The organism is Pseudomonas sp. AU12215 (assembly GCF_001675465.2).
GTDB classification, from domain to species: domain Bacteria; phylum Pseudomonadota; class Gammaproteobacteria; order Pseudomonadales; family Pseudomonadaceae; genus Pseudomonas; species Pseudomonas nitroreducens.
The window spans coordinates 142,569-154,837 of the sequence record NZ_MACM02000009.1; the positions used below are offsets into that span (position 1 = coordinate 142,569).

General features: G+C 65.9%; 11 protein-coding genes. 4 read left to right on the forward strand and 7 right to left on the reverse strand.

What is annotated here, in order from left to right:
• Positions 1–155 precede the first annotated feature (155 nt).
• Positions 156–365, reverse strand: a complete 210-nt coding sequence (locus A9513_RS04015; protein ID WP_017518411.1) for a cold-shock protein — start codon at positions 363–365, stop codon at positions 156–158.
• A gap of 291 nt (positions 366–656) precedes the next feature.
• On the opposite strand from A9513_RS04015, the gene A9513_RS35960 reads away from it, so the two are divergent.
• Positions 657–824: a hypothetical protein gene (locus tag A9513_RS35960; protein WP_164488257.1), complete on the forward strand. Its 168-nt coding sequence runs from the start codon at positions 657–659 to the stop codon at positions 822–824.
• A gap of 53 nt (positions 825–877) precedes the next feature.
• Here the strand turns inward: A9513_RS35960 and otsA are convergent, their stop codons facing one another.
• Genes otsA through otsB form a run of 3 tightly spaced genes read right to left on the reverse strand, consistent with a single transcriptional unit; the run spans position 878 to position 4,877 of the window.
• A complete protein-coding gene (gene otsA / locus A9513_RS04020) occupies positions 878–2,287 on the reverse strand; it encodes an alpha,alpha-trehalose-phosphate synthase (UDP-forming) (RefSeq protein WP_065084044.1) in 1,410 nt (469 codons plus the stop codon).
• Positions 2,269–4,068 carry a glycoside hydrolase family 15 protein gene (locus A9513_RS04025; protein ID WP_065084045.1) on the reverse strand — a complete coding sequence of 600 codons (1,800 nt, stop codon included), beginning with the start codon at positions 4,066–4,068 and terminating at the stop codon, positions 2,269–2,271. Before A9513_RS04025 ends, otsA begins: the two co-directional genes overlap by 19 nt.
• Entirely contained in the window at positions 4,065–4,877 is an 813-nt protein-coding gene (gene otsB, locus A9513_RS04030) for a trehalose-phosphatase (protein ID WP_255302813.1), read from the reverse strand. The genes A9513_RS04025 and otsB overlap by 4 nt, the downstream gene beginning before the upstream one ends.
• A 463-nt stretch (positions 4,878–5,340) precedes the next feature.
• Here otsB and A9513_RS04035 point away from each other — a divergent pair, with 463 nt between their 5' ends.
• Both A9513_RS04035 and A9513_RS04045 read left to right on the forward strand, forming a co-directional pair.
• Entirely contained in the window at positions 5,341–6,567 is a 1,227-nt protein-coding gene (locus tag A9513_RS04035) for an EAL domain-containing protein (RefSeq protein WP_065084047.1), read from the forward strand.
• A gap of 395 nt (positions 6,568–6,962) precedes the next feature.
• The gene (locus A9513_RS04045; protein WP_065084049.1) at positions 6,963–7,835 is read left to right on the forward strand and encodes a hypothetical protein; all 873 of its coding nucleotides are present in this window, start codon (positions 6,963–6,965) and stop codon (positions 7,833–7,835) included.
• 27 nt (positions 7,836–7,862) lie between these two features.
• Here A9513_RS04045 and A9513_RS04050 read toward each other — a convergent pair whose 3' ends face one another.
• Positions 7,863–8,777 carry a LysR family transcriptional regulator gene (locus tag A9513_RS04050; RefSeq protein ID WP_065084050.1) on the reverse strand — a complete coding sequence of 305 codons (915 nt, stop codon included), beginning with the start codon at positions 8,775–8,777 and terminating at the stop codon, positions 7,863–7,865.
• A gap of 105 nt (positions 8,778–8,882) precedes the next feature.
• On the opposite strand from A9513_RS04050, the gene A9513_RS04055 reads away from it, so the two are divergent.
• Positions 8,883–9,884, forward strand: a complete 1,002-nt coding sequence (locus A9513_RS04055; RefSeq protein ID WP_065084051.1) for a zinc-dependent alcohol dehydrogenase family protein — start codon at positions 8,883–8,885, stop codon at positions 9,882–9,884.
• A gap of 239 nt (positions 9,885–10,123) precedes the next feature.
• Here A9513_RS04055 and A9513_RS04060 read toward each other — a convergent pair whose 3' ends face one another.
• Complete coding sequence (locus A9513_RS04060; RefSeq protein ID WP_065084052.1) at positions 10,124–11,167, reverse strand: NAD(P)-dependent alcohol dehydrogenase; 1,044 nt, start codon at positions 11,165–11,167, stop codon at positions 10,124–10,126.
• Positions 11,168–11,189: 22 nt separating this feature from the next.
• Complete coding sequence (locus tag A9513_RS04065; protein ID WP_037017645.1) at positions 11,190–12,194, reverse strand: aldo/keto reductase; 1,005 nt, start codon at positions 12,192–12,194, stop codon at positions 11,190–11,192.
• Positions 12,195–12,269: the final 75 nt, after the last annotated feature.

Genomic DNA, 12,269 nt, shown 5'->3' on the forward strand with positions numbered 1-12,269 from the left:
TGAGCCCGCTTCGGCCGGCTCACCCCCCTTCAAAACAAAAACGCCCGGTGCACTGCACCGGGCGTTTTTTATTGCGCTGTCGAATGGCGCGGAGCAAATCGAACAGGCAAAAAAAAGCCCCGCCTAAGCGGGGCTTTCTTCGTCAGCGATGTCGATTAGACAGCGCGAACTTGTTCAGCTTGCGGGCCTTTCTGGCCGGCAGTCACAACGAAGCTGACCTTCTGGCCTTCGTCGAGGGACTTGTAGCCGTTGCCTTCGATCTGACGGAAGTGAACGAATACGTCCGGGCCGCTTTCCGGGGTGATGAAGCCGAAGCCCTTCTCAGCGTTGAACCACTTGACGATGCCATTTTGACGATCGGACATGATGTTGTCTCCTAAAAAAATGCTAAAGGCCGGCCGAAAGCCGACCGGCGATGAGCTGAATGCGTAGTGAAGAGGTGCCGAGGAGATGGAGCATCTTGTAGAAGAACATCAAGTCGCGGAACTCGTTACTGGGCAGGCAGCCCATGCAGAATACAAGGTTTGGCGCTAATTCATAGCTTTTTTTCACGACCAGTGGTGATTTTGACAAATGGTCGAGCTAACACGGCGCTTTCGACAAAACAGGTGTAGTCTGCCGGTGCCGGTTTGGCGCCCCAACGCATAGGTGACTTCATGACTGATTCACAGCTGATTCGCGAACGTTCGGAGCTTGATGAAAAGATTGCTGCCTTCCTCTCCCAGGGCGGTGAAATCCAGGAAATCCCCGTTGGCCAACTGGCGGTGAAGGTCGAGAAGAAGTCGCAGTGGGCGAAGTCCGACAGCAAGAAACCAGCCGCCTGAGCGCAAGCGCCCGCTCGAAGAAAGCCCCGCCGAAGCGGGGCTTGTTGTTTGCGTCAGTGACTCAGGTAGTGATTGGACAGCCAGTTCAGCGCCCTTCCCGGCCGGGTCAGCGCATCGATGAAGCTGGGCCCCCAGAAGCGGATGTCGTTGGCTTCCAGCACCGCGTACATGTCGCGGTGGCGCGCCTGGCGCTCCTTCAACGGCATGCGCAGTGCCTGCGCCATGGCATCGGCCAGGGCGCCGCGATCATGGGGATTGATGATCAGCGCGCCTCCCAGTTCGGCGGCTGCGCCGGCGAACTGGGAAAGAATCAGCACGCCAGGATCGTCCGGGTCCTGGGCGGCGACAAATTCCTTGGCCACCAGGTTCATTCCATCGCGCAGCGGCGTCACCAGGCCGATCCGCGCGTGGCGCATGACCATGGCGATGTCCGCTCGCTGGTGGTTGCGCGCCACATAGCGAAGCGGCACCCAGGACACCGCGCCGAATCGCCCGTTGATATGCCCTACCCGCGCGCTGACGGCGGCGTCGATATCGGCGTACTCGGGAATGTCCTGGCGGCTGCCGGGTGATATCTGCAGGCAGGTCACGCGGTTGTGCCAGTCCGGATTGAGTTCGAGGAAGCGCTCGTAGCCATCCAGCCGGTTGACGATGCCCTTGGAATAGTCGAGCCGGTCCACCCCCACCATCAGCGCACGACCGCCCAGGCTCTCGCGCAGGTCTTCGGCGGCCTGGCTCTGCGATGCTTCCTCGGCGATGCGGCGGAAACCGGCGGCATCCACGCCCACCGGGAACACGCCGACGCGAAAATGCTGGTCCTCCAGGTGGTAGCGCCGGCCATCGGGGGTCGCCGCGCCGACCACGCGCGTGAGGTAACGGGCGAAGTTGCTGGCGTCGTTCTCGGTCTGGAAGCCGATCAGGTTGTATTCGGTGAGCGCGCGGAGCAGTTCGTCGTGGTGCGGCAACGCGGTGATGAGGTCGGCCGGCGGCATCGGGATGTGCAGGAAGAAGCCGATGCGGTTGCCGTGCCCGCGCTGCCTCAGGGCCGAGGCCAGGGGGATCAGGTGGTAGTCGTGGACCCAGAGGACGTCGTCCTCCTCCAGCAGCGGGCTCAGCCGTTCGGCGAAGAATTCGTTGACGCGCTGATAACCGCCGAATTCGGCCTCGTTGAACTCGGCGAGGTCCACCCGGTAATGCAGGATCGGCCAGAGCACGCGATTGGCGAAGCCGTTGTAGTACTCGTCGAAATCCTGCGGATGCAGGTCGGTGAGGATGTACTGCAGGTTGTCGCGCTGGACCACGGTCGCCGGGCCCGGCTCCTCGGCCTTCTCGCCGCTCCAACCGAACCAGATGCCCTCGCGGTTGCGCATGGCGGCCTCCACCGCCACGGCCAGCCCGCCCGGCGCCGGGCCGTTCTCATCGGGGATCGCGACCCGGTTGGATATCACCACGAGGCGCGGCATAGGCCTTCCTCCCAGCCCATGGAAAGACGCATGGCCGAGTTGATCAGCCCCGCCATGGAATAGGTCTGCGGAATGTTCCCCCAGAGTTCGCCGGTATGCGGGTGCAGGTCTTCGGAGAGCAGCCCGTAGCGGTTGCGCGCGGCGATGAGCTGTTCGAACAGCTGGCGCGCCTCCTCGGTACGGCCGATGGCGGCCAGCGCGTCGAGGTACCAGAACTTCACCACGAGGAAGGCGGTTTCCGGCACGCCGAAATCGTCCGCCGCGGCGTAGCGCAGCATCTGGCCGTTGACGTTGAGCTCGCGGCCGATGCACTCGACGGTCGCGACAAAGCGCGGATCGTCGGCTTCGATGATCCCCAGCTCGTTCATCAGCAGCACGCTGGCGTCGAGGTCGTCGTGGCCGAAGGCGCCGGTGAAGCACTGTTTCGTCTCGCTCCAGGCCTTGGCGAGGACCTGTTCGCGCAGGTTGGCCGCCTTGTCCATCCAGCCACCGGCTTCCTCGCTGCGGCCCAGGCGCCTGGCGATGCGCCCGACGCGGTCGCAGGCGACCCAGCAGAGCAGCGCGGAATGCGTATGGACGCGCTGGCGGCCGCGGTACTCCCAGATGCCGGCATCCGGCTCGAAGGCGGCGTGCACTGCCTTGGCGGCGAGGTTTTCCAGCAGTTGCAGCATGCCCTCGCTGCTCGGATTGGGCAGGCGCTCGTCGACGAAGCTCTGCAGGACCGCCAGGGCAACCGAGCCGAACACGTCATGCTGGTTCTGTTCCACCGCCTGGTTGCCGACACGCACTGGCGCGTGATTGAGGAAACCGGCAAGGTCCGGCTCGACGCGTTCGGTGGTGTCCTGGTTGGGAATGATCCCGTACAGCGGCTTAAGTTCGGCGTTGCCGCTGGCCACAGTGGTGATGAAGTCGATGTAGCCCTCCATGGTCCGCGTCGCGCCCAGGCGGTTGAGGGCGAGGATCACGAAGTAGGCGTCGCGCAGCCAGCAGTAGCGGTAGTCCCAGTTGCGCTGGGAGTCCGGTGCCTCCGGGATGGAGGTGGTGGCGGCCGCGATGATCGCGCCGGTGTCCTCGAAGTTGCACAGTTTCAGGGTGATCGCCGAGCGGATCACCACGGCCTGCCACTCGAAGCAGATCGCCAGGCCACGTACCCAGTCATGCCAGTGGTTCTGGGTGCGCTTGAGGTAGTCGCGGACGACTTCGCCGGGAGCATTGTCCAGCGGCTCGTCGAGGCCGATCACCAGGCTCACCGGGTGACGCAGGGCGAACGGTGTTTCGTGCTGGATGTAGGCCAGCGGTGCATCGGTGGTCAGGCGCAGCGGCTCTTCGCCGTCCAGGTAGCGGATATGGCTGGAGCCTGTGACGCCCTGGCTGGGCTTGCCGTAGCCGTGGGTCGGACGCACGCGCAGGGTGACTTTCGGCACGCCTTCGATGGGTTCGATCAGCCGGCACAGCTGTGCCGGGCGATAGACGTGGCCGTGCTCGAGGAAGCGTGGGGCGAAATCGGTAATGCGTACCGCACCACCGCTGTCATCGCGCAGCACGGTGGTGATGATCGCCGTGTTGCGCTGGTAATCGGACGTGCTGCTGATCTGATTATCCAGCACCACATCGGCGAAACCCTTTTCGTCGTCCCCGGCCAGCAGCCGGGAAAAGACCGGGTCGCTGTCGAAATTCGGGTAGCACCACCAGACCAGCCGCGCCTGCGGGTTGACCAGGGCGGCCACCCGGCAGTTGCCGATCAGGCCCAGTTCCAGAGCGCCTTCGTGCCGGTTCGTCATCGGTGGTTTCCTCCTGCTTGCATCAGTGCGTGACGGACTTGCTGCGCATCGCTGAATACGGCGCTGGCGCCGGGCAACGCGCGCCCGACGGACAGCCCGAGGCCGCCCAGCGTCGGCATCAGCGCGATGGCGGGCTCGTCGGTGACGTCGTCGCCGATATACAGCGGCAGGCGGCCGGCGAAGCCCGGCACTTCCAGCAGCCGCTGGACGGCACGGGCCTTGTCGACGCCCTCGCTGACGACTTCGTAAACCTGCTTGCCATTGAGCAGCCGCAATCCGCTACCTGCCGGCAAGCGCAACAACGACTGCAACTCGACGCGCAGATCGGTGGCCAGCGAGGGTACGGAGCGGTAGTGCAGTGCAAAGCTGCTGCCCTTGTCCTCGACATGGATTCCGACATGCCGGTTCGCCAGGGCGTTCAATTGCACTCGCACGCTGGCGGGCAGGTCCCTGGTGGTACGACGCAACGGGCTGTCGCCGCTCTCGCGCCAGTGGGCGCCATGACCGCCGCTGGCGGCGAGGCGCAGGGGTTGGAAGAGCCGGTCGAGTTCTTCGACCGGGCGGCCGCTGATCAGGGCCAGGGCACCATCGAGTCGGCGCTGCAGGTGCGTGAGCGCATCGAGCAGCCCGGGCGGTACGACGACCGCGCCGGGTGATTCGGCGATGTCCAGAAGGGTTCCGTCGACATCCAGGAACACTGCGGTCTGCTGAGGTCGGCTGAGCCACAGGTTCAGCAGCGCAGTGGCTGAGGCCTCGCTCTGCGGGGCCATGGCCGTGTCGACAGGTCCCCTCGATGCGGGACGTGACATGAGCCATTTCTCCTTGTTCAGGGCGTGCCGCGCAGCCGTGGGCGGCCGGTGCGGACGTGAAAGGGAGCACAGGGACCCTAACATGGGAGGCCACGAGGGTCGACCTCGGATTTTCCCCTGGAGTCCCTGTCGGGAAGGCTCAGGCCAGAACTGGCGGCACCTGCGCCACATCCAATCGCGGCCGGCCTTGCCGAAGCTGCTGGGCGGGCTCGGTCAGGGGCTGGCCTCGATGATCGGGAGACGAGGATGTGCCAGCGGGCATTCGCCCCCTCGAAGTCGGTGCTGCATGACCACGCCCGGCGAACGTGGCAGCGAACCTCTTCCGCGAGGACCATGGAAGGAGCTGACAAACCGGTAGCAGTTCCGATGAGATTTCCCTGACAGAAGAACTGGAATCCTCCGCCTCACATCGATGGCGACGTTCGTGAGAATGCACAGGGCCAATCTTCCATGAGAAAAATCCATGCCTCCGCTCTCTGCGCTGGTACTCCAGGCTTCCGGCCTGCACCGTTCGACCGCCGTTACCGCTCTGCATCATCTGGGCTACAGCTTCCTGTCCGAAGTTTCCAGCAACGCATTCGCACTGGATCGGCTGCGCAGCCAAGGGGGCGTCCACCTGCTGATCTGCGATGTGCGCATCGATCCGGTGGCCCGTCTGGAATTCCTTCAGACGGTTGCCCGCGAGCGACTGGCCCATGGCGTGGTGGTCAGCGGGGAAATGGCCCCTGGCACCTGGAGCGCCCTCTCGCACCTCCTGCAATTGCAGGGCATGAAGGTCTTCTGGCTGGGCAACGACGCCGCCACTCTGGAGCGCCTGCGGGCGTTGCTCAGCGACTTCCAGCCAGGCAGTGGCCAGCTCGGCCTGCCGCTGGCGGAGAACGGCACGACGGACGATGGCGAACCATCAGGCCTGCCGGCGCGGGGAAAATTGCGCGCCTACCTGCAACCCAAGGTCAATGTCGCTACTGCCCAGGTCTATGGATTCGAAGTGCTCGCGCGCTGGCAGCTGGAAGACGGCGCCGTCCTGCTGCCCGCTGAATTCCTGCCCTCCCTGCGCCGCGCTGGCAAGCTCGATGGCATGCTCTTCGAGCTGATGACCCAGGCCGTCGAAGCGCTGCGCGCACAGGGCAGCAACGAGCTGAAGCTGTCCTTCAACCTGGAAGCCGAGCAGATCGCCCAGATCGACTTTGCCGCCACCGTCGAGAGGAATCTGCGCGGGCTGGACATCGAGCCCCAGCGGATCACCTTCGAGCTGACCGAATCCTCGCCACTGCATGCTCCGCCGCTGAGCCTGGAGAACGTGCTGCGCCTGCGCCTGCTGGGTTGCGGCCTGGCCATCGATGACTTCGGTTGCGGACACTCCACCCTGCAGCGCCTGATGGAGCTGCCCTTCACCGAGATGAAACTCGACCGCCACCTGGTGGCCGATGTGAACAATGGCGACCCGCGCCGCCTGATCGTACTGCGCAATGCGCTGGCGCTGGGCCGCGAACTGGGGCTGAAGGTAATCGCCGAGGGCGTCGAGAACGCCGTCCAGTTTCGCCAGTTGCAGCAGCTGGAATGCGATTGTGCGCAGGGCCATCTGTTCGGCAAGCCGATGGATGCCAGCCAGATCAGCACCTTCCTGCGCGGCGCGCCGCTGCGGCTGCAGAAGCTGGAAGCGGTGCCGGCGATGCGTCCGGCGCAGTGAAGCGCAGAAAAGAAAACGGCTGTTGCGGACTTCCTGTCCGCAACAGCCGTCTGGATTGTCCTCAGCAAAGGACGGGGGAATTGTAGGCCATTGGCCATCAAGCCGTCTTCCCAGTTCTCCCGCATGGCCGGCAAATAGCCACAAACGCGGCAAACAGCCGCAATTACCCCAGCGATAGCCACCCATTCGCGGCACATTCGTCCCAATAGGGCCGGCCGGACCACAATTGCTTCTGTGTCCGCATCTTCAACGGCGTGACGAGCATCACTGCCTTTCGCCCTAGCCCGCCGATGAACTGTCTGGTTACCATGCCGGCCCGCACACTGGACGCCAGGAAGGCACAAAACCACAAGGAACGCCCCAGTGTCGCCCACCTCTGTATTGGCAGCCGATACATGTCCCAGACCTCCGCGCGCCCGGCCCGTCGCCCGCTATTCCGCCTGGCGCTGACCGGTACCAGTTTCGTCATCGCCGCCGCCCTGGCCTTCTTCGCCTGGCAGGACTTCTACCCTGTGCAGGCAGCCAATGGCTGGTCCGTCGCGGTTCTGCACCAGAACGTGCAGAAGGCTGCATCCCTGGTGCCGCTTGCCGATGGCGGCCTGCTGGTCAGCCAGGAGCTGAAGAAGGACAAGGGCAACATCCTGCGCATCGCCGCCGATGGCCAGCGCCGGATCATGGTCGACGGGCTATCCAAGCCTGACGGCATGATCGCCGCGCAGGGCGGCTGGGTGTTCAGCCAGGAGTCCAACGGCAGGCCGGTGCAACTGCTCAAGGATGGCAAGATCACCGACCTGTTCATGGGCCAGTCGGTACAGGGCCTGTGGGACGACGGCGAGAATCTCTACGCCATCGAGGACCGCCGCGAGGATGGCCGTCTGCTGCGCTACCGCTGGAGCGACGGCGAGCTGACCGTGCTGCGCGACAAGCTGCAGGAGACCGAATCCGTCACCCGCTGCACCGACGGCAAACTGCTCTACACCGAGAAGAAGAAAGGTGTGGTGCACCAGTTCAGCGATGACGGCAAGGACCCCATCCTGCTCTCGGGCCTGAACCAGCCGACCTTTCTGATGTGCGATGCCCGCGGCCTGTGGATCAGCGAAGACGCCACCCACCGTGCCCGCCTGCTGCTATGGGACGGCAAGGGGGAACCGCACACCATCCTGTCGTTCCTCAAGGCCCCGCAATCCATCGTGCCGGACGGCAAGGGCGGCTACCTGCTCGCCGAAGGCGGCCGCGACCGTGTCCTGCAACTCACGCCGGGCAGATGACGCCGCCGGGCGGTCTCCAGGGCCGCCCTATTCCTGCCCCGCCGGCATGACCAGGCCCGGTATCACGTCGACCAGCGCATCGATCGCCAGGCGCACCTTGCGCGGCAGCTGAGTAGTCTGCAGCCACGTCGCGTGCACGTCGTAGAGAAAACCCGGCTGCCCTGGCAGCAACTCCTCCAGCGCGCCCTGCGCGATGACTTCCCGCACCAGCCAGTAAGGCAGCCACGCCAGCCCCATGCCGCGTGCGGCCGCATCGGCTATGGCGGCCAGGTCGTCGAAGCGCAACCGGGAGCTCGGCGCGAACTCTTCCTGCGCCTGCCCCTCGCGAGGAAACAGCCAGGGGTTGATCCGCCCGGAGCGGTGGTAGACCAGCAGGCGGTGAGCCGCCAGCTCGGCGATGCCTTCCGGCCGTCCATGGACCGCCAGATACGCTGGCGCCGCGCAGACCACCATGCGCTGCCGGCCGATGCGGCGTGCGATGATGCCATCCCTGGGCTGCGGCTCGCCGGTGCGGATCGCCAGGTCGATCTGCTCTTCCGCCAGGTCCGTCAGCCGGTCGCTGAAACGCAGGTCCAGCTCCAGTTGCGGGTAGCGCTGCGCCAGCTCCAGCAGGACCGGCGCCACGCAGCGCCGGCCGAAATGCACCGGCATGGCCACCCGCAGCCTGCCGCGCGGCTCGGACACCTCACCGGTGGCAAGGATGTCCGCCGCCTCGGCATCGGCCAGCAGCGCGCGACAGCGTTCGTAGTAGATCCGCCCGGCCTCGGTCAGGCTCTGCCGGCGCGTGCTGCGCAGCAGCAACTGGGCACCCAGGCGCTCTTCGAGAAAGCGCACATGCTTGCCCACCATGGGCGCGGACATTTCCAGGGCATCCGCCGCCGCAGCGAAGGACCCGAGGTCCACCGCGCGAACGAAGACTTCCATGCTGGTCAGTCGATCCATTCGAAATTCCTGATTTCGGCTGAGTGTTTCTATACGCCATTTATCGGGCGAATCCCATGGCTGATAGTCGCTTTACGTCAAATCAATTTCGTATGGGAGCATCACATGGAAAGCATCAAGACGCGCGCCGTGCGTTTCCACCAGTTCGGCGGCCCGGAGGTCCTGCGCATCGAGCCGGTGGAGGGTCGCCAACCCGGCGTGAACGAAGTCAGTATCCGGGTCAAAGCCCTGGGACTGAACCGCGCCGAAGCGCTGCTGCGCACTGATCGCTACATCGAGAGCCCGCAGTTCCCCTCCGGGTTAGGGCTGGAAGCCACGGGCGTGGTCGAGGCGGTGGGCAGCGCGGTGCGCGGGTTCGCGCCGGGCGACGCGGTGAGTATTCTGCCGCCGACCTCGATGCAGCAGGACCCGACCCACGCCGAGCGCCTGGTGGTCCCGCAAGCCCGCCTGGTGAAGAACCCGCCGGGGCAGGCCTGGAGCGACGCCGCGGCCACCTGGATGCAGTACCTCACCGCCTATGGCGCGCTGATCCAGGTAGCCGGGCTGCGCGAGGGAGATTTCGTCGTCATCACCGCCGCGTCGAGCAGCGTCGGCCTGGCCGCCATCCAGATCGCCCGCCGTGCAGGCGCGGTGCCCATTGCGGTGACCCGCACGTCGGCCAAACGCGAAGCCCTGCTGCAGGCCGGCGCCGCCGAGGTCATCGCCAGCGAGGAGGAGAACCTGCGCTCACGCCTGCTCGATATTTCCGGCAAGGCCGGCGTACGGGTGGTGTTCGACCCGGTGGGCGGCCCCATCTTCGAACCGCTGACCGCGGCCATGGCCGAAGGCGGCATCCTCATCGAGTACGGCGGCCTGAGCCCCGAGCCCACGCCCTTCCCCCTCTTCGAGGTACTCAGTCGCTCGCTGGTTCTGCGCGGCTTCCGGGTCTACGAGGTACTCGAAGATCCGCTGCGCCTGCAGGAGGCCGAGGATTACATTCTCGCCGGTCTGGCCGATGGCTCGCTGCGCCCGGTGATCGCCCGCACCTTCGCCTTCGACGAGATCGTCGAGGCCTACCGCTACCTGGAATCCAACCAGCAGTTCGGCAAGGTGGTGGTCACGCTGTAGGCGCAGCAGGCGGCCAGCCGATGTGCCGTCGCTCGCCGGGCATGATTGACTGAACCTGCGGCTACCGGCCTACGGCGGGCTGACGGCCTGGGATTCAGCAACGACGGTCACGGGCAAGGCCCGCGTCGAGGGGCAACTGCCCCTCAACAGTGGCCCGCACATTCTACGCGCCGTCCTGGAGGTTTCGGCCTGCCTATCTCCCCGTCGACATGCTCACCGAAAACGCCCGGCGCGGCGCTTCAGACCAACGTCGCGAGATCGATGACGAAGCGGTAGCGCACGTCGGAGCGCTCCATGCGCTCGTAGGCCTGATTGATCTCGTCCATGCGGATCATCTCGCACTCCGGCAGGATGTTCTTCCTGGCGCAGAAATCGAGCATCTCCTGGGTTTCGGCAATGCCGCCGATGGGCGAGCCGGCGATGCGCCGCCGGCCGAGCAGCAGCGGTACGGTGCTGATCTCGTCCAGCGGGCCGACCTGGCCGACCAGCACCAGGGTGCCATCCACGTCCAGCAGCGGCAGGTAGGGCTTGAGGTCATGCTTTACCGGCACGGTATCGATGATCAGGTCGAAGCCGTTGGCGGCGGCCTTCATCGCAGCGGCGTCGGAGGACGCCAGCAGCGCATCCGCGCCCAGCTCCAGGGCATCCTGGCGCTTGTTCGCGGTGCGGCTGACCACGGTGACGCTGGCGCCCAGGCCGACCGCCAGCTTCACCGCCATGTGTCCCAGCCCGCCGAGACCGACCACGCCGACACGACTGCCCGGCCCGACGCGCCAGGTGCGCAGCGGCGAATAGGTGGTGATACCGGCACACAGCAACGGCGCGGCCCTGCTGAGGTCCAGGCCGTCCGGCACGCGCAGGACAAATTCCTCGCGCACCACAAGCTGCTTGGAGTAGCCGCCCTGGGTCGCCTCGCGGGTCACGCGGTCACGGTCGTTGTAGGTTTGGGTGTTACCTTCGCGGCACAGCTGTTCCTCGCCCTTGCGGCACTGATCGCACACCTGACAGGAATCCACCATGCAGCCCACCGCCACGGCGTCGCCGACCCGGTAGCGGGTGACCTTCGAGCCGACGGCGCTGACCCGGCCGACGATCTCGTGGCCCGGCACCATCGGGTAGCGGCTGAAGCCCCAGTCGTTGCGCGCCTGGTGCAGGTCGGAGTGGCAGACGCCGCAGTAGAGGACGTCCATCGCCACGTCATTGTCGCGCAGCGAGCGGCGTTCGAAAGTGAAGGGAGCGAGCGGGTCCTGCGGGTTCTGCGCAGCATATCCAAGGGTCTTCATCGGCATTGCTCCTCAAGGTGATTCAACGGGCCGGGCGGCCTTCCACGGGATAGGCAGGATCGCTGTAGCCGGGAGTGGAGGCGTGGCCGGGCGGCACCAGGCTGTCCACCAGGGCCTCGTCTTCGGCGGTCAGTTGCAGGTCCAGTGCCGGCAGGTAGCCGTCCCAGTGCGCCTCGGTACGCGGGCCGGCGATGATCGAGCTGACCAACGGGTTGTTCAGCACCCAGGCCAGGGCGAACGCGGCCGGCGTGGTACCGCGGGCCACCGCGTGCTCGGCGATGCGCTGGGCGATCTGCAGGGATTCGGGACGCCATTCGGTCTGGTGAATGCGTTTATCGCCACGGCCAACGCGGGAGTCCACTGGCGGTTCGGCGCCGGGCCGGTACTTGCCGGTCAGTATGCCGCGGGCCAATGGGCTGTAGGGCACCACGCCGATGCCGAAGTGGCCGGCGACCGGCAGCTGCTCGACCTCGGCGGTACGGTCCACCAGGTTGTACAGCGGCTCGCTGCAGATCGGCCGATCCATCCCCAGCTGGTCGGCCAGGCGCACCACCTCGGCGATGCGCCAGCCGCGGAAGTTGGACAGGCCGTAGTAGCGCACCTTGCCCTGGCGGATCAGCTCGCCCACCGCGCGCAGGCCCTCTTCCAGCGGCGCGGCGACGTCGGTGCGATGGAAGTAGAGGATGTCCAGGTAGTCGGTGCCCAGGCGGCGCAGGCTGTCCTCCACCGACTGGTAGATCCACTTGCGCGACTGGCCGCGCTGGTTCGGGCCATCGCCCAGGGCATTGCCGAACTTGCTGGCGATCACCCAGTCATCCCGGCGGGCGGCGACCGCGCGGCCGACCACCTCTTCGGAACGGCCCTTGTGGTAGACGTCGGCGGTATCGATGAAGTTGACGCCCTGCTCCCGGGCCTTGTCGATGATGCGCCGCGAGGTCGGCTCGTCGGTCTCGCCGCCGAACATCATGGCGCCCAGGCACAGGGGCGAGACTTTCAGGGCGCTGCGGCCCAGGTAACGGTATTCCATGCAGTACTCCTCAGGCGGCATCGCGCTCGGCAAACACTGGGCGGGCGAAGCCCTCTGCGGTAGAGGTCGAAAGCC